The sequence below is a fragment of the Leclercia adecarboxylata genome, from assembly GCF_006171285.1.
GTDB classification, from domain to species: Bacteria; Pseudomonadota; Gammaproteobacteria; order Enterobacterales; family Enterobacteriaceae; genus Enterobacter; species Enterobacter barmai.
The window spans coordinates 1589319-1608185 of record NZ_CP040889.1 but is presented as its reverse complement, the minus strand read 5'-3'; the positions used below and the strand labels follow the sequence as shown (position 1 = coordinate 1608185).

The following is an 18867-nucleotide window of genomic DNA, read 5'->3' as shown; positions in this document are numbered from 1 at the left end:
GACATGGATTCTTAATGTCTCCGGACAATAAATGAATACCAAGTCTCTGAGTGAACATACGTAATTCATTACGAAGTTTAATTCACGAGCATCAAACTTAAATTGAAGAGTTTGATCATGGCTCAGATTGAACGCTGGCGGCAGGCCTAACACATGCAAGTCGAACGGTAGCACAGAGAGCTTGCTCTCGGGTGACGAGTGGCGGACGGGTGAGTAATGTCTGGGAAACTGCCTGATGGAGGGGGATAACTACTGGAAACGGTAGCTAATACCGCATAACGTCGCAAGACCAAAGAGGGGGACCTTCGGGCCTCTTGCCATCAGATGTGCCCAGATGGGATTAGCTAGTAGGTGGGGTAACGGCTCACCTAGGCGACGATCCCTAGCTGGTCTGAGAGGATGACCAGCCACACTGGAACTGAGACACGGTCCAGACTCCTACGGGAGGCAGCAGTGGGGAATATTGCACAATGGGCGCAAGCCTGATGCAGCCATGCCGCGTGTATGAAGAAGGCCTTCGGGTTGTAAAGTACTTTCAGCGAGGAGGAAGGTGTTGAGGTTAATAACCTCAGCAATTGACGTTACTCGCAGAAGAAGCACCGGCTAACTCCGTGCCAGCAGCCGCGGTAATACGGAGGGTGCAAGCGTTAATCGGAATTACTGGGCGTAAAGCGCACGCAGGCGGTCTGTCAAGTCGGATGTGAAATCCCCGGGCTCAACCGGGAACTGCATTCGAAACTGGCAGGCTAGAGTCTTGTAGAGGGGGTAGAATTCGTGTAGCGGTGAAATGCGTAGAGATCTGGAGGAATACCGGTGGCGAAGGCGGCCCCCGGACAAAGACTGACGCTCAGGTGCGAAAGCGTGGGGAGCAAACAGGATTAGATACCCTGGTAGTCCACGCCGTAAACGATGTCGACTTGGAGGTTGTGCCCTTGAGGCGTGGCTTCCGGAGCTAACGCGTTAAGTCGACCGCCTGGGGAGTACGGCCGCAAGGTTAAAACTCAAATGAATTGACGGGGGCCCGCACAAGCGGTGGAGCATGTGGTTTAATTCGATGCAACGCGAAGAACCTTACCTACTCTTGACATCCAGAGAACTTTCCAGAGATGGATTGGTGCCTTCGGGAACTCTGAGACAGGTGCTGCATGGCTGTCGTCAGCTCGTGTTGTGAAATGTTGGGTTAAGTCCCGCAACGAGCGCAACCCTTATCCTTTGTTGCCAGCGGTTAGGCCGGGAACTCAAAGGAGACTGCCAGTGATAAACTGGAGGAAGGTGGGGATGACGTCAAGTCATCATGGCCCTTACGAGTAGGGCTACACACGTGCTACAATGGCGCATACAAAGAGAAGCGACCTCGCGAGAGCAAGCGGACCTCATAAAGTGCGTCGTAGTCCGGATTGGAGTCTGCAACTCGACTCCATGAAGTCGGAATCGCTAGTAATCGTAGATCAGAATGCTACGGTGAATACGTTCCCGGGCCTTGTACACACCGCCCGTCACACCATGGGAGTGGGTTGCAAAAGAAGTAGGTAGCTTAACCTTCGGGAGGGCGCTTACCACTTTGTGATTCATGACTGGGGTGAAGTCGTAACAAGGTAACCGTAGGGGAACCTGCGGTTGGATCACCTCCTTACCTTAAAGAACCTGCCTTTGCAGTGCTCACACAGATTGTCTGATGAAAATTAGCAGTAAAAAATCTCTGCAGGCTTGTAGCTCAGGTGGTTAGAGCGCACCCCTGATAAGGGTGAGGTCGGTGGTTCAAGTCCACTCAGGCCTACCAAATTTTTACTGATGCTGCGTTGCGGCGACACTCACATACTTCAGTATGCTTCGTGTCACCACGCCTTGCCTCAGAAAAAATTACCGGTACAGAGATGACCACGATGGGGCTATAGCTCAGCTGGGAGAGCGCCTGCCTTGCACGCAGGAGGTCTGCGGTTCGATCCCGCATAGCTCCACCATCCTTTACTGCGACAACATGAAAACTTCAGAGTGTACCTGCGAAGGTGCGCTGCGAAGTTTTGCTCTTTAAAAATCTGGATCAAGCTGAAAATTGAAACGACACACTGTGTCTGTTCTCCGTAACAGGAACAGATGGAAAGTGTGTTCGAGTCTCTCAAATTTTCACAACGCGAAGTGAAACAGCTTCGGGTTGTGAGGTTAAGCGACTAAGCGTACACGGTGGATGCCCTGGCAGTCAGAGGCGATGAAGGACGTGCTAATCTGCGAAAAGCGCCGGCGAGGTGATATGAACCTTTGACCCGGCGATGTCCGAATGGGGAAACCCAGTGTGTTCCGACACACTATCGTTAACTGAATACATAGGTTAACGAGGCGAACCGGGGGAACTGAAACATCTAAGTACCCCGAGGAAAAGAAATCAACCGAGATTCCCCCAGTAGCGGCGAGCGAACGGGGAGCAGCCCGGAGTCTGAATCAGCTTGTGTGTTAGTGGAACGGTCTGGAAAGTCCGACGGTACAGGGTGATAGTCCCGTACATGAAAGCACACTTGCTGTGAACTCGAAGAGTAGGGCGGGACACGTGGTATCCTGTCTGAATATGGGGGGACCATCCTCCAAGGCTAAATACTCCTGACTGACCGATAGTGAACCAGTACCGTGAGGGAAAGGCGAAAAGAACCCCGGCGAGGGGAGTGAAAAAGAACCTGAAACCGTGTACGTACAAGCAGTGGGAGCACCCTTGTGGTGTGACTGCGTACCTTTTGTATAATGGGTCAGCGACTTATATTCTGTAGCAAGGTTAACCGTATAGGGGAGCCGCAGGGAAACCGAGTCTTAACTGGGCGTTAAGTTGCAGGGTATAGACCCGAAACCCGGTGATCTAGCCATGGGCAGGTTGAAGGTTGGGTAACACTAACTGGAGGACCGAACCGACTAATGTTGAAAAATTAGCGGATGACTTGTGGCTGGGGGTGAAAGGCCAATCAAACCGGGAGATAGCTGGTTCTCCCCGAAAGCTATTTAGGTAGCGCCTCGTGAACTCATCTCCGGGGGTAGAGCACTGTTTCGGCTAGGGGGGCCATCCCGGCTTACCAACCCGATGCAAACTGCGAATACCGGAGAATGTTATCACGGGAGACACACGGCGGGTGCTAACGTCCGTCGTGAAGAGGGAAACAACCCAGACCGCCAGCTAAGGTCCCAAAGTCATGGTTAAGTGGGAAACGATGTGGGAAGGCACAGACAGCCAGGATGTTGGCTTAGAAGCAGCCATCATTTAAAGAAAGCGTAATAGCTCACTGGTCGAGTCGGCCTGCGCGGAAGATGTAACGGGGCTAAACCATGCACCGAAGCTGCGGCAGCGACACTATGTGTTGTTGGGTAGGGGAGCGTTCTGTAAGCCGTTGAAGGTGAACTGTGAGGTTTGCTGGAGGTATCAGAAGTGCGAATGCTGACATAAGTAACGATAAAGCGGGTGAAAAGCCCGCTCGCCGGAAGACCAAGGGTTCCTGTCCAACGTTAATCGGGGCAGGGTGAGTCGACCCCTAAGGCGAGGCCGAAAGGCGTAGTCGATGGGAAACAGGTTAATATTCCTGTACTCGGTGTTACTGCGAAGGGGGGACGGAGAAGGCTATGTTGGCCGGGCGACGGTTGTCCCGGTTTAAGCATGTAGGCGGAGGTTCGGTAAATCCGGTACCTTATTAACGCTGAGGTGTGATGACGAGGCACTACGGTGCTGAAGCAACAAATGCCCTGCTTCCAGGAAAAGCCTCTAAGCATCAGGTAACATCAAATCGTACCCCAAACCGACACAGGTGGTCAGGTAGAGAATACCAAGGCGCTTGAGAGAACTCGGGTGAAGGAACTAGGCAAAATGGTGCCGTAACTTCGGGAGAAGGCACGCTGATATGTAGGTGAAGCCCCTGCGGGTGGAGCTGAAATCAGTCGAAGATACCAGCTGGCTGCAACTGTTTATTAAAAACACAGCACTGTGCAAACACGAAAGTGGACGTATACGGTGTGACGCCTGCCCGGTGCCGGAAGGTTAATTGATGGGGTTATCCGTAAGGAGAAGCTCTTGATCGAAGCCCCGGTAAACGGCGGCCGTAACTATAACGGTCCTAAGGTAGCGAAATTCCTTGTCGGGTAAGTTCCGACCTGCACGAATGGCGTAATGATGGCCAGGCTGTCTCCACCCGAGACTCAGTGAAATTGAAATCGCTGTGAAGATGCAGTGTACCCGCGGCAAGACGGAAAGACCCCGTGAACCTTTACTATAGCTTGACACTGAACACTGGTCCTTGATGTGTAGGATAGGTGGGAGGCTTTGAAGCGTGGACGCCAGTCTGCGTGGAGCCATCCTTGAAATACCACCCTTTAATGGCTGGTGTTCTAACGTGGACCCGTAATCCGGGTTGCGGACAGTGTCTGGTGGGTAGTTTGACTGGGGCGGTCTCCTCCTAAAGAGTAACGGAGGAGCACGAAGGTTAGCTAATCCTGGTCGGACATCAGGAGGTTAGTGCAATGGCATAAGCTAGCTTGACTGCGAGAGTGACGGCTCGAGCAGGTGCGAAAGCAGGTCATAGTGATCCGGTGGTTCTGTATGGAAGGGCCATCGCTCAACGGATAAAAGGTACTCCGGGGATAACAGGCTGATACCGCCCAAGAGTTCATATCGACGGCGGTGTTTGGCACCTCGATGTCGGCTCATCACATCCTGGGGCTGAAGTAGGTCCCAAGGGTATGGCTGTTCGCCATTTAAAGTGGTACGCGAGCTGGGTTTAGAACGTCGTGAGACAGTTCGGTCCCTATCTGCCGTGGGCGCTGGAGAATTGAGGGGGGCTGCTCCTAGTACGAGAGGACCGGAGTGGACGCATCACTGGTGTTCGGGTTGTCATGCCAATGGCACTGCCCGGTAGCTAAATGCGGAAGAGATAAGTGCTGAAAGCATCTAAGCACGAAACTTGCCCCGAGATGAGTTCTCCCTGACCCTTCAAGGGTCCTGAAGGAACGTTGAAGACGACGACGTTGATAGGCCGGGTGTGTAAGCGCAGCGATGCGTTGAGCTAACCGGTACTAATGAACCGTGAGGCTTAACCTTACAACGCCGAAGCTGTTTCGGTGGGTTTGAGACGATTTTCAGCTGATACAGATTACAGAATTTGCCTGGCGGCTGTAGCGCGGTGGTCCCACCTGACCCCATGCCGAACTCAGAAGTGAAACGCCGTAGCGCCGATGGTAGTGTGGGGCCTCCCCATGCGAGAGTAGGGAACTGCCAGGCATCAAATTTAGCGTGCTGATATGGCTCAGTTGGTAGAGCGCACCCTTGGTAAGGGTGAGGTCCCCAGTTCGACTCTGGGTATCAGCACCACTTTATACTTAGGTTAAAGTTCGGCAAGAAGTAAAAGAATTTGTCTGGCGGCTGTAGCGCGGTGGTCCCACCTGACCCCATGCCGAACTCAGAAGTGAAACGCCGTAGCGCCGATGGTAGTGTGGGGTCTCCCCATGCGAGAGTAGGGAACTGCCAGACATCAATTAAGTGAAAAGGCCATCCGAAAGGATGGCCTTTTTGCATTTCTGCGCCCTAAAAACGTAAAGCCCGGGACGCATGCGCCACCGGGCCGGCTAGCATTAGTGAATAACCTGCGACAAAAATGCCCGCGTACGTTCTGATTTTGGATTGGAGAAAAACTCCTCCGGCGGGGCCTGCTCAACAATCTCTCCGCGATCCATAAAGATCACCCGGTCTGCAACGGTTCTGGCGAAACCCATCTCGTGCGTGACGCAGAGCATGGTCATTCCCGATTGCGCCAGCCCTATCATCGTATCCAGCACCTCTTTAACCATCTCAGGATCGAGCGCTGAGGTGGGTTCATCAAACAGCATGATTTTAGGTTTCATGCACAGAGAGCGGGCGATGGCCACGCGCTGCTGCTGTCCACCTGAAATCTGCCCCGGAAACTTGTGGGCATGTTCTGCAATGCGTACCCGCTCCAGGTAATGCATGGCGAGTGCTTCAGCCTCCTTTTTCGGCATCTTACGCACCCAGATGGGCGCCAGGGTACAGTTCTGCAGCACGGTCAGATGGGGGAATAAATTGAAATGCTGGAACACCATCCCCACTTCCTGGCGGACACGCTCAACGTTGCGCATATCGTCGTTCAGCTCGATACCATCCACCACAATCCGTCCCTGCTGATGCTCTTCCAGATGGTTGATACAGCGAATAGTTGTTGATTTACCCGACCCTGAAGGTCCACAAAGGACAATACGCTCGCCTTGTTTTACCTTCAGGTTAATGTCTTTCAGAACGTGAAATTGCCCGTACCACTTATTCACATTATCCAGCGTAATCATCGCGTCAGCGGGGGTCATAGTTATCTGGCTCATAGGTTCCTCAGTGCGGTGTACGCCCGGTGTTAAAGCGCTTTTCCAGATGCTGGCTGTAGCGCGACATGCTAAAACAGAAAATCCAGTAGATAAGTGCTGCAAAAACATAGCCTTCTGTCGACATGCCCAGCCAGGCAGGGTCGACGGTAGCCTGCTGCACGCTACTGAAAAGATCGAATAATCCGATGATGATCACCAGACTGGTGTCCTTGAACAGCGCAATGATGGTATTCACCAGGCCCGGGATCACCAGCTTCAGCGCCTGGGGCAGGATCACCAGTCCCTGCGTTTTCCAGTAACCCAGCGCCAGCGATTCGGCGGCTTCATACTGGCCCTTTGGCAGCGCCTGCAACCCGCCGCGCACGACCTCGGCAACATAGGCGGACTGGAACAGAATGACGCCGACCAAAGCACGGATCAGTTTGTCGATAGTGGTGCCTTCCGCCATAAACAGCGGCAGCATCACCGAAGACATAAACAGCACGGTGATAAGCGGAACGCCGCGCCAGAACTCGATGAAAATGACCGAGAGGACGCGCACGACCGGCATGGTTGACCGGCGTCCCAGCGCCAGCAAAATCCCTAACGGCAGTGCGCCGGCAATCCCCACCGAGGCGATAATTAACGTCAGCGTCAGGCCGCCCCACTGGCGGGTTTCAACGCGATCCAGCCCCAGAATGCCGCCATATAACAGTCCCCAGACGATCAGGGGATAGATCACCGCCCAACAGGCGATGTAGCGTCCCCGATGCGGCAACCGCTTCCAGAACATGGGGATGATGGAGAGTAACCCGGCAAGCAGCGCGAGATTGATGCGCCAGCGCTGGTCGTGCGGGTAGAGCCCATACATAAACTGGCCGAAGCGCTGGTGAATAAAGACCCAGCAGGCCCCCTCTTTCGTGCAGTCGGCGCGGGTGGTTCCGACCCAGTTAGCCTGCAAAAATGCCCAGTTGATGAGCGGCGGGATGAGTTCCCACATCAGCCAGAAGCACAGCAAAGTCAGCAAGCTGTTGCTCCAGCTGGAAAACAGGTTTTTACGAGCCCATGTAATGGCGCGTCCGTTGCCGGTTGTGGCCGGACGCGCAGGGTGAGACAAGACGGCTTTTGTCATCATGGTTCCTTAGCGTTCAACCAGAGCGATGCGACGGTTATAGATATTCATCAACAGTGAAATAGTCAGGCTGATAATCAGGTAAACCGACATCGTAATGGCGATAGTTTCGATGGCCTGTCCGGTCTGGTTAAGAACGGTTCCGGCAAACAGCGAGACCATATCGGGATAGCCAATCGCAGCCGCGAGGGACGAGTTTTTCACGATATTGAGATACTGACTGGTCAGCGGCGGAATGATCACCCGCAGCGCCTGGGGAATGATGACCTGGCGCAAAGTGACCGGGTTCGGAAGCCCAAGCGAGCGTGCGGCCTCATGCTGACCATGCGGAACGGCCTGAATACCGGCGCGAATAATTTCTGCGATAAAGGCCGAGGTATAGATCGAAAGCGCCAGCGTCAGGGCGGCCAGCTCGGGGATCAATACCATGCCGCCGCGGAAGTTAAATCCTTTCAGCTGCGGAACATCCCAGTGTATCGCCGGGCCGAATACCGTATGTGCAATCCATGGCAGGATCACCAGCAAGGCCAGTGTGACAGGCCAGGTGCGCCGGAGCTGCCCGGTTTTAATCTGATGCATGCGGTTATAGCGAAACAGCGCAACCGACACCATGATCGTGCACGCCAGCGCGGCCAGCAATGCCAGCACCCCTTCGGCAATTTGCGGCGCCGGTATATAGAGGCCGCGGTTGCTTAAAAAGGCCAGATCGAAAGCATCTACTGCCTGACGCGGGCCAGGCAGGTTGCGCAGTACGGCGAAATACCAGAAGAAGATCTGCAGCAGCGGCGGGATGTTACGGAACGTCTCAATATAAAGTGTGGAGAGCTTACGCAGCAGCCAGTTATCAGAGAGACGCGCGAGCCCGAGGAAAAAGCCCAGCAGGGAAGCAAACACAATGCATAGCGCTGAGACCAGCAGGGTATTCATCAGGCCAACCAGGAATACGCGGCCGTAGGTATCGCCTTCACTGTAATCAATAAGATGCTGAACAATGCCAAACCCTGCACTTCGGTCCAGAAAGGCAAAGCCCGACGTAATGCCGCGTGTGCTCAGGTTGGTAACAGTGTTGTGGAACAGGTAGATCGCGACGGCCAGAACAGCGAGAACAGCGAGGATCTGAAACAGCCAGGCGCGAACCGCAGGATTAGAAAAGGAGAGGGCTCCTTTCAGGGCTGAGCGGCGATGGGACATATAAAACCTCGGGTAACCATGACTCTGGACTGGGCACCGCGCTGGCAGTGCCCGTTACAGCAAGATGCTTAGCGTACTGGCGGTGCGTACTGAATGCCGCCATTGTTCCAGAGGTTGTTCTGACCACGGCTGATCTTCAGCGCGCTCTCAGAACCCACATTGCGCTCGAAGATTTCCGCGTAGTTACCCACTTTTTTAATGATGTTGTACGCCCACTTGTTATCCAGCTTCAGATCCTTGCCGTAGTCACCCTCTTTACCCAGCAGATGGGCCATATCCGGCGTGGTCGGATTGGCGGCTTTCTCATCGACGTTCTTCGAGTTAACGCCCATCTCTTCAGCATTGAGCATGGCGAACAGCGTCCAGCGAACCACCGAGTTCCATTCATCATCACCGCGGCGGACCACCGGGCCCAGCGGCTCTTTGGAGATCACTTCTGGCAGCACAATCCATTCCGCCGGATTGCTCAGCTTGATCCGCAGCGCGTACAGCTGTGACTGATCCGACGCGAGAGTATCGCAGCGACCCGATTCCAGCGCTTTGGCGGATTCGTCAGATCGGTCGAAGGTCACCGGGGTATATTTCATGTTATTGGCTTTGAAATAATCGGCGACGTTCAGTTCAGTGTCAGTGCCAGCCTGAATACAAACCGTCGCACCATCCAGCTCTTTCGCACTTTTCAGGCCCGCTTTATTGTGCGTCAGGAAACCAATGCCGTCGTAATAGGTCACGCCGGTGAATGACATGCCCATTCCGGTATCACGTGATGAGGTCCAGGTAGTATTACGTGAAAGCATATCCACTTCGCCGGATTGCAGGGCGGTAAAGCGCTCTTTAGCCGTCAGCGGGGTATATTTTACCTTCGTATCATCGCCAAATACCGCAGCGGCAACGCCGCGACATACGTCGACATCAATACCGGAGAACTTACCGTTGGCGTCTGCGTAAGAGAAACCTGGCAGGCCGTCACTGATCCCGCACTGCACAAAACCTTTCTGCTTAACCGCGTCCAGAGTCGCACCCGCCTGAGCCTGGCCGGAAATCGCAATAAGCACACCTGCAGCGGCGAGGCTAGCCATCATCATCTTTTTCATAATGCATCCTGTGTGGCGAAAATTATCGTTATAGTGAGGCGTTTATAAACGCTTTAACCTGTCTGTGGCTGTGGCCGACGTTAATAAAGCAAACGTGATGCCAGTTTTTGCATTTAACGTAAGAATTGATTACGCAACGCGTAAAGCAGAGTGTAGACAGTGATAATTAAATCGAGCGCCCTGAAATGGTGCGAAATTACAACCTGCGCCACAAATCAGAGCAAAAGTCGGATGATGAAACACATTAATGACGTGATGATTTAGTGCGTGAATAGCGAAAGAAAATAATGCGGGAAAAAGATGTGAGCAGATTCAGATTTATTAATTAACCTAAATTTGAAAAGCAAAAGCGCGGCCGGAGCCGCGCTTTCTGGATTACTTGGATACGGCAATGATACCCAGTGTCAGGCCTGCAATGGCCGCTGCGCCACCTGCGATCGCCCCGGCGGTTTCCCAGTTATCCTGCGTGGTGCCCTTCATACAGGTATTGGTGTGAACCAGTCTGCCCTGATCGTCGTATACCGGTACGCACGGAGAATCATGCGCGCAACCAGCAAGCAACGCAGCAAGGAGTGCAACCGAAATGAATCTTTTCATGGTGTTACCTCAAAATGAAATCTAACTTTGCGATATAGTCAGGAACGTCTTCTGCAAAGCTGGTGGCTATTTTACCACCGCTGCAAATTCGCCATGTAGAGTGAATAATCTCAAATTATTTGGATTGTAAAAAATATGGAGAAATACCCAGCCTGACGCGTTAAAAATGGAGAGATTAGGGAGAGCGGAAGATTAAAAAGAAGACTCTTAAACCCATAAGCAAACAATTCATTGTGCCGCTAATTAATAAGTTAAATAAATAGGTAAGCCTAACTCTCTGTTTATTATCATAAGAAAAGACGCCGAAGCGCCTTTATCTGTTACTGCTCATGATGACGCGTAAAGCGTCTTCGCACCACTACAAAGAAGACCGGCACAAAGAATATCGCCAGCAGGGTTGCCGAAAGCATGCCGCCCATCACCCCGGTACCGACGGCGTTTTGCGCGCCGCTGCCCGCCCCGTGGCTGATAACCAGCGGCAATACGCCAAGGATAAACGCCAGCGAGGTCATCAGGATGGGACGAAGACGCATACGTGACGCCTCCAGCGTGGCTTCAATAATGCTTTTGCCCTCCTTCTCCATCAGATCTTTGGCAAACTCGACAATCAGGATGGCGTTCTTCGCCGACAGGCCGATAGTGGTGAGCAGCCCCACCTGGAAATAGACATCATTATTCAGCCCACGCAGGGAAGCGGCCAGCAGAGCACCCACCACCCCCAGTGGCACCACCAGCATTACCGAGAACGGAATAGACCAGCTCTCATACAGCGCCGCCAGGCAGAGGAACACCACCACCAGCGAGATGGCATACAGGGCAGGCGCCTGGTTGCCGGAGAGCCGCTCCTGGTAAGACATGCCCGTCCAGTCATAGCCGATCCCGGTCGGCAGTTTCGCCGCCAGTTTTTCCATTAGCACCATGGCTTCACCGGTACTCTTCCCAGGTGCGGCTTCGCCGAGGATCTCCATCGAAGGGGAGCCGTTATAACGCTCCAGGCGCGGCGAGCCGTAGATCCAGTGCGACTGGCTGAATGCGGAGAGCGGCACCATTTGACCACTGGCGCTGCGAACATACAGGCGATTGATATCCTCCGGCAGCATTCTGAAGCGGGCATCCGCCTGGACATAGACCTTTTTCACCCGGCCACGGTCAATGTAGTCGTTCACATAAGTTCCACCCAGCGCGGTGGAGATGGTCTGGTTGATGTCCGCCACGCTGACGCCCAGCGCCTGCGCTTTCTCCTGATCGATATCCAGCTTGAACTGCGGGGTATCCTCAAGTCCATTGGGTCGCACGCGCACCAGCATATCGGGATGCTCTTTAATCATGCCCAGCAGTTGGTTTCGGGCCTGCGTCAGCTGGTTATGTCCCAGGTTGGCCTGGTCAATCAGTTCGAAATCGAAGCCCGTTGCGGTACCCAGTTCGATGATTGCGGGCAGGTTGAACGGGAAGACCAGCCCGTCTTTAATCTGGCTGAAGGCCCGCGTTGCCCGGCTGACGATAGCACCGACGCTGTTTTCGGCACCCGGGCGTTCCTCCCATGGCTTAAGGCTGATAAACGCCACCCCGGCATTCTGGCCCTGGCCGCTGAAGCTAAAGCCGTTAACGGTAAAGACCGACGCCACGTTGGCCTTCTCATTGTTGAGGTAGTAGTGCTCAACCTGATCCAGCACCTTTTGGGTGCGGGTTTGGGTGGCACCCGCCGGGAGCTGCACCATCGTCATAAACACGCCCTGATCCTCTTCCGGCAGGAACGAGGTAGGCAGACGCAGGAACAGCACCGCCATGCCGCCGACAATCAGGACATAGACCACCAGATAGCGACCGGTCTTGCGCAGAATATGGCTGACGCTATTGCTGTAATGCGCCACACTCTTGTCGAACAGGGCGTTGAACCAGCCGAAGAAGCCGCCTTTGTTCTCATGATGCTCGCTGGGGGCTTTAAGCAGGGTGGCACACAGGGCGGGCGTCAGGATTAGCGCTACCAGCACCGAAAGCGCCATCGCCGAGACGATGGTCAGGGAGAACTGGCGATAGATCGCCCCGGTGGAACCGCCGAAAAAGGCCATTGGGATAAATACCGCCGACAGCACCATGGCGATACCGACCAGCGCCCCCTGAATTTGCGACATCGATTTTTGCGTCGCCTCTTTCGGCGGGAGCTTCTCTTCCACCATGACGCGCTCGACGTTCTCCACCACCACGATGGCATCATCCACCAGCAAGCCTATCGCCAGCACCATGCCAAACATGGTCAGGGTGTTTATTGAGAAGCCAAACGCCGCCAGCACCGCAAAAGTACCCAACAGCACCACCGGTACGGCAATGGTCGGGATCAGCGTGGCGCGCAGGTTTTGCAGGAACAGGTACATCACGAGGAAAACGAGAATGATGGCTTCAAACAGCGTCTTCACCACTTCATGAATGGAGATCTTCACAAACGGCGTGGTGTCATAGGGATAGACCACCTTCAGCCCCTGCGGGAAGAAGGTCTGCAGCTGCGCCAGCTTGGTTTTGATCGCCGCGGCGGTATCCAGCGCGTTGGCACCGGTAGCCAGCTTGATGCCAAGCCCGGTCGCCGCCTGACCATTGATTTTGGTCACCATGTTGTAGTTTTCACCGCCGGGCGCAATGCGGGCGACATCTTTCAGATGCACCATCGACCCGTCCTGGTTGACCTTCAGGGTGATGTTGCCGAACTCTTCGGCGGTTTTCAGTCGCGTCTGGGCGATGATCGAGGCGTTGAGCTGCTGGCCCGGCACCGACGGCGTACCGCCAAGCTGACCGGCCGCAATCTGGTTGTTCTGGGTTTTTAACTGGTTAATCACGTCTACTGGCGTCAGCTGGTAGGCATTCAGCTTATTCGCATCCAGCCAGATACGCATCGCATACTGGGCGCCAAACAGCTGAACGTCGCCCACCCCGGAGGTGCGGCTGATCGCATCCTTGACGTTAGAGGCCACATAGTCAGAGATATCGTCCTGGCTCAGGTTTTTATTGTCCGAGACAAAACCGGCCACCAGCAGGAAGCTGCTGCTCGACTTCTCCACGCCAATCCCTTGCTGCTGCACTTCCTGCGGCAGTAAGGGCATCGCCAGCTGCAATTTGTTCTGCACCTGCACCTGGGCAATATCAGGGTCGGTGCCGGACTGGAAGGTAAGGGTGATGGTCACGCTGCCCGCAGAGTCGCTGGTGGAGGACATGTACATCAGGTTATCGATGCCGTTCATGTTCTGCTCGATAACCTGGGTCACCGTGTCCTGCACCGTCTGAGCATCCGCGCCGGGATAGGTGGCCGAAATAGCCACGGCAGGGGGCGCGATGGTGGGATACTGCGCCACCGGCAGCTTCAGGATCGCCAGCCCGCCCGCCATCATCAGGATGATGGCAAGCACCCACGCAAAGATCGGGCGCTGAATAAAGAAGTTAGCCATGCTCTGTTCCTTATCCCGCTTTCTGCGCGGCGGTGTCCGGCGTTGCCACTACCGCGACGCCAGGACGCACTTTTTGCAGCCCGCTGATAATCACCCGATCGCCTTCCTGCAAGCCATCCGTGACCAGCCATTGATCGCCAATCGCCTGAGGGGCGACAACGTTACGGGCTTCGGCCTGGTTTTTAGCGTTCACCACCATCACGCTGGCCTCACCGCGCGGAGTGCGGGTGACGCCCTGCTGCGGAACCAGGATCGCGTGCGGCTGGGTACCTTCATTGATGCGCGCGCGGACAAACATGCCGGGCAGCAGGATGTGTTGCGGGTTGGGGAAAATCGCCCGCAGGGTAATTGAGCCGGTGCTCTCATCCACGGTGACATCTGAGAACTGCAGCGAGCCTTTCAGCGGGTACGGCTGACCATTCTCCATCAGCAACTGTACGCTGCTGGTGCCTTCGCCGGTCTGCAGGCTGGACTGCTTGAGGCGCATAAAATCGTTGCTGGACTGCGTGACATCGACATAAATCGGATCGAGCTGCTGGACCGTGGCCAGCGCCGTGGCCTGTCCGTTAGCGACCAGCGCCCCCTCGGTGACGCTGGATTTACCAATCCGCCCGCTGATGGGCGACGTCACTTTGGTGTAGGCCAGGTTGATGCGTGCAGTTTCGACCGCAGCCTGAGCCGCCATCACCGAGGCATCAGCCTGGCGGGCGTTAGCCACGGACTGGTCATATTCCTGCTTACTGACGTACTGCGTACCGACCAGGGGGACATAGCGTTTCACCGTCAGGTGGGCAATGCTGGCGGCGGCTTTGGCTTTGGCCAGCTCGCCCATAGCACTGTCATAGGCCGCCTGGTAGGTGGCCGGATCGATCTGATATAGCGACTCACCGGCTTTTACATCGCTGCCTTCCGTGAAGTTGCGCTTCAGCACAATGCCGCTGACCTGCGGGCGAACTTCGGCGACGCGGTAAGCGTCGGTCCGGCCTGGCAGCTCGGTGGTCACCGCCAGGGGGGCGCTTTTCACTACATGTACCATCACCTGCGGCGTCGGCGGCAGCTGTGCCTGTCCGGCATGATCGTCACAACCCACGAGCAATGCGGCACCGATGATAAAACCGGATAAAGGTAAAAACCTGAAATTAGGCGTCATGACTATTCCTTCAAAATCATCAATCCGCATTAACCCACAGGGTTAAGCGTTAAGGAGAGGTAAACGGAAAACGGCGGGCGCCATAATAAAGAATGGCCGGGCGAGTTTTTGATTTATAAGTGCTGAGAATGAAATGAGGATAAAAAAATTGGCGCGGAGTGAGAGTAAACAACGGTATAGCACGTCTGGCTATGTATCGTTGCCACTTTTGCTTTAGATGGGTTCATATATTTTATGAATTAAATATAGAGTAAACATCACGGTGATTTATAAATTAATTGAGTTAACTTTTTTTGTTCATCATTATTTTCCAGACTGATGGATAATTGGCCCTCTGACGGTCATCACCGTTGTTCTGTAAAAGTCATTAACCTGTTAAATGAGCGATTTTCTATGGCGCGCAAAACCAAGGCCGAGGCACAGAAGACACGTCAGTTACTGATTGAGGCTGCGATAGAACAGTTTGCCGCGCGGGGCGTTGCCAGCACCACGCTGACGGATATCGCCGATGCCGCCTGCCTGACGCGGGGGGCCGTTTACTGGCACTTCACCAGTAAAGCCGAAATATTCAACGCTATCTGGCAGGAGCAACGACCGCTGCGCGAGATAATTCATGCCCGGCTATCGCAGGTTGAACAAAGCGATCCGTTATTAATTTTGCGTGAGCAGTTTGTTACGGCTTTGCAATATATTGCCCGGGATCGACGCCAGCGAGCTTTATTGCAGATCCTCTATCACAAATGTGAATTTGACCGGGGGATGATTTTAGAGAGTCAAATTCGGGAAAGGATCGGTTTCAACTATGAAAACGTTCGTGAAATGTTGCAGCAATGCATTATTCTCGGGAGCGTCTCCGCAGAGATCAATATCGACACGACGTTAATTGTTTTTCATGGTTTTTTTTCCGGGCTCATTAAAAACTGGCTAATGAACCCGGAAAGAGTGGATCTGTATCAGCAGGCCCCTGAGCTGGTGGACAATATCTTCTCAACGTTACCGGTTGCCCACCGACCACACAGGTTATACGACGCCGCATCGTAGCGGCATCGCGTTACATTTGCTGTGCCAGCATCGCCTGCGGATCGTGGCTCAGGGCGTTGATGGTCTGCGCCGAGACGGGTTTACCCAGCAGATAGCCCTGCAGCGTATTGCATCCGAGTTCGGTCAAAAAGTTCTGCTGCTCCTCGGTTTCCACCCCTTCGGCCACCACCTTCAGGTTGAGCGTCTTTGCCAGCGCGACAATGGCAGACACGATAGTCGCATCATCACCCGCGCCGTTGAGATCTTTTACAAACGCCCGATCGATTTTCAGCTCGCAGGCGGGCAGCTTTTTCAGATACAGCAGGCTGGAATAGCCGGTGCCGAAATCATCGATTGAGGCTTTTACCCCGGCCTGGGTCAGTTCCGTCAGCACCCGTACGCTCTCATCAGGGTTGTTCATGGCCGTGGTTTCGGTCACTTCCAGAATCAAGGTATGCGGCGGAATTGAGTGCCGCGCCAGGCTGCCCATGACCGTGTCAACCAGCTGGGGCTGCTCAAACTGTAGCGTGGAGAGGTTCACCGCCATCGACCATTCGCTATGGCCTTCAAGATGCCAGGCGCGCAGCTGACGACAGGCCTCATCAATCACCCAGTTGCCGATAGGAATGATCAGCCCGCTCTTTTCCGCCATCGGCAGGAACTGATCGGGAGATAACAGACCCTGCGTAGGATGCTGCCAGCGCAGCAGGGCTTCAAAGCCGACAATGGGGCCAACCGGTGCCTGGAACTTGGGCTGATATACCAGATGCAGCTCCTTGCGCTCCAGCGCCAGCCACAGATCGTTCATCAGCTGCAGCTGATTTTGTGCCAGGGCATTCATCGACGGCTGGAAGAAGTGGTAGCCGTTACGCCCCATATGCTTGGTGTGATACATTGCCGCATCGGCGTTAAACATCAGCTCGCGCTGGTTTTTGCCATCGTGAGGATAGATGGCAATCCCTACGCTGAGGGTCACCACCAGATCGTACAGCTCAAGGCTGAAGGGCTGATCGATAACATGCACCAGCGAGCTGGCAAGCGATGCGGCATCGTTCGGCGCGTCGATCTCGGCGAGCAGCACAAACTCATCGCCGCCAATACGGGCGAGGGTGTACTGGCCCTTCAGCGGCTGTTCGAGACGCTCCGTGACCGCCACCAGCAGCTTGTCGCCCGTATCATGTCCGTAGGCATCGTTAACGGCTTTGAAGCCATCCAGATCCATAAACAGCAGGGCAAACAGTTTCCCTTCGCGATCGGCTTTGTTAATCGCCTGATCGAGACGGTCTTCCAGCAGCACGCGGTTCGGCAAGCGGGTCAGCGTATCGTGCAGTGCCAGCTGTGCCAGCTCGCGGTTGGCTTCCGCCAGCGATGAGGCGAGCAGGGAGGTGCGGGCCTGCAGTCGGGCATCAAACATCGAGACCAGCAGCGTGATGCCCAGAATAGAGAGCGCGACGACGCTCACCAGCACCGCCAGCCAGCTGCCGTTCACTCCCTGATGATGCATATGCACCTGCAACGGGAACTGGGCGGCCTTCATGCCGGTATAGTGCATGCCGGCAATGGCAACGCCCATCAGCACGGCGGCGCCCGCACGCATCAGCGCCACCTGGGCGGCATCGCGACGCAGACGAAACGTCAGCCACAGGGCAGCCAGCGAGGCGAGCAGGGCGATAACCACCGACAGCGCAACCCAGCGCATGTGCCAGACGATAGCAGGCTCAACCTGTAATGCGGCCATGCCGGTGTAGTGCATCGCCACGATGCCCGCACCCAGAATCACCGCACCGGTAAACAAGCGCCGCCTGCGTAAATGGTCGCGGCTCACCAGCCAGAGGGCGAACAGAGAGGCGAAGATGGCGATCAGCATGGAGAGGGCGGTTACCAGCAGGTCGTAGTTCATCCGCATGGAGATATCCATCGCCAGCATGCCGATAAAGTGCATGGCCCAGATCCCGATCCCCATGGCGATACCACCGCCCGTCAGCCAGACATGTGCCGCGACGCCGGTGCTGCCGGCAACCCGCCCTGCCATATTCAGCGCGGTATAGGATGCAAGGATCGCGACAACAAAAGAGATAACCACAAGAAGTTGGTCGTATTGGCTAACCAGCATGATCTCATCAACTCATACACAGTGGGGTATTACGTGATACCGGGTGAGACGGGCTGAGACATTATCATCCAATGGAGATGCCTCAAAGGGTTTTAAACCCGCACATTTTTCGAGGAAAAACGGGTGCTTAATCCAGATCTGAGCAATTGACCAGCTTGAGTGGATTCACCGAATTCATGTTGCGGCATTGGTCTGTTTCCGTAGACATCAACTCAATCCACTGCATTAACAGCGCATCGAAAAGGAAAACGCTAATCGCGAAGACGACTAACCACCAATACTTACGGATCATTCGGAATTTCCGGGAACAATTGACAAGAGTGCAGGAAATATACACGAAAAATAGCGGCTGAGAAGTGGGCAGACGGATGTTTACGTTTCGCTTTGAAACGGCGTCACGGGGGTTAAAAAATGGGGGAAAGCGGGGCATAAAAAAAGGCGCGTCCCCATGCCGAGTAGCGCCTTTTTATACAAGCATTTAGCTAATCGAAATTAGTTCATGCCGTACTTTTTCAGTTTCTTACGCAGCGTACCACGGTTGATGCCCATCATCAGAGCAGCACGGGTCTGGTTACCACGGGTGTATTGCATCACCATGTCCAACAGGGGCTGTTCAACTTCAGCCAGTACCAGCTCATACAGGTCGTTGACGTCCTGACCATTCAGTTGAGCAAAATAGTTCTTCAGTGCCTGTTTAACCGAGTCACGCAGGGGCTTTTGAGTTACCTGGTCCTGAGAGTTAACGGTGGAAACGGTCAGTACGTCAGAATTTACGCGTTGTTCGAACATAGTTCTGTCAGCTCTTT

General features: G+C 54.5%; 11 protein-coding genes, 3 tRNA genes and 4 rRNA genes. 8 read left to right on the top strand and 10 right to left on the bottom strand.

What is annotated here, in order from left to right; all coding sequences use genetic code 11:
- Nucleotides 1–99: 99 nt before the first annotated feature.
- The 7 genes from FHN83_RS09390 (at nucleotide 100) to rrf (FHN83_RS09360) (ending at nucleotide 5491) form a co-directional block, all read left to right on the top strand.
- Nucleotides 100–1633, top strand: a 16S ribosomal RNA gene (locus tag FHN83_RS09390).
- A gap of 70 nt (nucleotides 1634–1703) precedes the next feature.
- A tRNA-Ile gene (locus FHN83_RS09385) sits at nucleotides 1704–1780 on the top strand.
- 105 nt (nucleotides 1781–1885) lie between these two features.
- Nucleotides 1886–1961: transfer RNA gene (locus FHN83_RS09380), tRNA-Ala, on the top strand.
- Between the two features lie 197 nt (nucleotides 1962–2158).
- Nucleotides 2159–5062: ribosomal RNA gene (locus FHN83_RS09375) — 23S ribosomal RNA — on the top strand.
- 64 nt (nucleotides 5063–5126) lie between these two features.
- Nucleotides 5127–5242, top strand: a 5S ribosomal RNA gene (gene rrf, locus FHN83_RS09370).
- 14 nt (nucleotides 5243–5256) lie between these two features.
- Nucleotides 5257–5332: transfer RNA gene (locus FHN83_RS09365), tRNA-Thr, on the top strand.
- A gap of 43 nt (nucleotides 5333–5375) precedes the next feature.
- Nucleotides 5376–5491: ribosomal RNA gene (gene rrf, locus FHN83_RS09360) — 5S ribosomal RNA — on the top strand.
- Together the 16S, 23S and 5S rRNA genes with 3 tRNA genes alongside form the textbook arrangement of a ribosomal RNA operon.
- Before the next feature lie 101 nt (nucleotides 5492–5592).
- Here rrf (FHN83_RS09360) and FHN83_RS09355 read toward each other — a convergent pair.
- From FHN83_RS09355 to FHN83_RS09325, 7 genes are all read right to left on the bottom strand, one after another.
- Nucleotides 5593–6351: an amino acid ABC transporter ATP-binding protein gene (locus FHN83_RS09355; RefSeq protein ID WP_139563727.1), complete on the bottom strand. Its 759-nt coding sequence runs from the start codon at nucleotides 6349–6351 to the stop codon at nucleotides 5593–5595.
- Nucleotides 6352–6358: 7 nt separating this feature from the next.
- A complete protein-coding gene (locus FHN83_RS09350) occupies nucleotides 6359–7462 on the bottom strand; it encodes an amino acid ABC transporter permease (protein WP_139563726.1) in 1104 nt (367 codons plus the stop codon).
- 9 nt (nucleotides 7463–7471) lie between these two features.
- Nucleotides 7472–8653 carry an amino acid ABC transporter permease gene (locus FHN83_RS09345; RefSeq protein WP_139563725.1) on the bottom strand — a complete coding sequence of 394 codons (1182 nt, stop codon included), beginning with the start codon at nucleotides 8651–8653 and terminating at the stop codon, nucleotides 7472–7474.
- Nucleotides 8654–8721: 68 nt separating this feature from the next.
- On the bottom strand, nucleotides 8722–9747 hold the full coding sequence (locus tag FHN83_RS09340) for an amino acid ABC transporter substrate-binding protein (RefSeq protein ID WP_039030658.1): 1026 nt from the start codon (nucleotides 9745–9747) through the stop codon (nucleotides 8722–8724).
- Nucleotides 9748–10122: 375 nt separating this feature from the next.
- Nucleotides 10123–10344, bottom strand: coding sequence for a lipoprotein (locus FHN83_RS09335; RefSeq protein ID WP_039030657.1), 222 nt, complete (start codon nucleotides 10342–10344; stop codon nucleotides 10123–10125).
- 320 nt (nucleotides 10345–10664) lie between these two features.
- Entirely contained in the window at nucleotides 10665–13778 is a 3114-nt protein-coding gene (locus tag FHN83_RS09330) for an efflux RND transporter permease subunit (protein ID WP_138370333.1), read from the bottom strand.
- Between the two features lie 10 nt (nucleotides 13779–13788).
- A complete protein-coding gene (locus tag FHN83_RS09325) occupies nucleotides 13789–14928 on the bottom strand; it encodes an efflux RND transporter periplasmic adaptor subunit (RefSeq protein ID WP_139563724.1) in 1140 nt (379 codons plus the stop codon).
- 393 nt (nucleotides 14929–15321) lie between these two features.
- Between FHN83_RS09325 and envR the strand changes: the two genes are divergently transcribed.
- A complete protein-coding gene (gene envR, locus FHN83_RS09320) occupies nucleotides 15322–15969 on the top strand; it encodes an acrEF/envCD operon transcriptional regulator (RefSeq protein WP_139563723.1) in 648 nt (215 codons plus the stop codon).
- A gap of 10 nt (nucleotides 15970–15979) precedes the next feature.
- Here the strand turns inward: envR and FHN83_RS09315 are convergent, their stop codons facing one another.
- The 3 genes from FHN83_RS09315 to fis form a co-directional block, all read right to left on the bottom strand.
- Nucleotides 15980–18061 (bottom strand): putative bifunctional diguanylate cyclase/phosphodiesterase, encoded by a 2082-nt coding sequence (locus FHN83_RS09315; RefSeq protein ID WP_139563722.1) that lies wholly within the window; start codon nucleotides 18059–18061, stop codon nucleotides 15980–15982.
- 127 nt (nucleotides 18062–18188) lie between these two features.
- Nucleotides 18189–18353, bottom strand: a complete 165-nt coding sequence (locus tag FHN83_RS09310; RefSeq protein ID WP_039030652.1) for a DUF2556 family protein — start codon at nucleotides 18351–18353, stop codon at nucleotides 18189–18191.
- 200 nt (nucleotides 18354–18553) lie between these two features.
- Entirely contained in the window at nucleotides 18554–18850 is a 297-nt protein-coding gene (gene fis / locus FHN83_RS09305) for a DNA-binding transcriptional regulator Fis (protein WP_000462905.1), read from the bottom strand.
- Between the last annotated feature and the right edge of the window lie 17 nt (nucleotides 18851–18867).

Bases quoted from the DNA above. Each gene is read 5' to 3' on its own strand.
- FHN83_RS09330 (WP_138370333.1), bottom strand. From the start codon at position 13,778: ATGGCTAACTTCTTTATTCAGCGCCCGATCTTTGCGTGGGTGCTTGCC.
- FHN83_RS09340 (WP_039030658.1), bottom strand. From the start codon at position 9,747: ATGAAAAAGATGATGATGGCTAGCCTCGCCGCTGCAGGTGTGCTTATT.
- envR (WP_139563723.1), top strand. From the start codon at position 15,322: ATGGCGCGCAAAACCAAGGCCGAGGCACAGAAGACACGTCAGTTACTG.
- FHN83_RS09315 (WP_139563722.1), bottom strand. From the start codon at position 18,061: ATGCTGGTTAGCCAATACGACCAACTTCTTGTGGTTATCTCTTTTGTT.
- fis (WP_000462905.1), bottom strand. From the start codon at position 18,850: ATGTTCGAACAACGCGTAAATTCTGACGTACTGACCGTTTCCACCGTT.
- FHN83_RS09350 (WP_139563726.1), bottom strand. From the start codon at position 7,462: ATGACAAAAGCCGTCTTGTCTCACCCTGCGCGTCCGGCCACAACCGGC.
- FHN83_RS09325 (WP_139563724.1), bottom strand. From the start codon at position 14,928: ATGACGCCTAATTTCAGGTTTTTACCTTTATCCGGTTTTATCATCGGT.
- FHN83_RS09310 (WP_039030652.1), bottom strand. From the start codon at position 18,353: ATGATCCGTAAGTATTGGTGGTTAGTCGTCTTCGCGATTAGCGTTTTC.
- FHN83_RS09355 (WP_139563727.1), bottom strand. From the start codon at position 6,351: ATGAGCCAGATAACTATGACCCCCGCTGACGCGATGATTACGCTGGAT.
- FHN83_RS09345 (WP_139563725.1), bottom strand. From the start codon at position 8,653: ATGTCCCATCGCCGCTCAGCCCTGAAAGGAGCCCTCTCCTTTTCTAAT.
- FHN83_RS09335 (WP_039030657.1), bottom strand. From the start codon at position 10,344: ATGAAAAGATTCATTTCGGTTGCACTCCTTGCTGCGTTGCTTGCTGGT.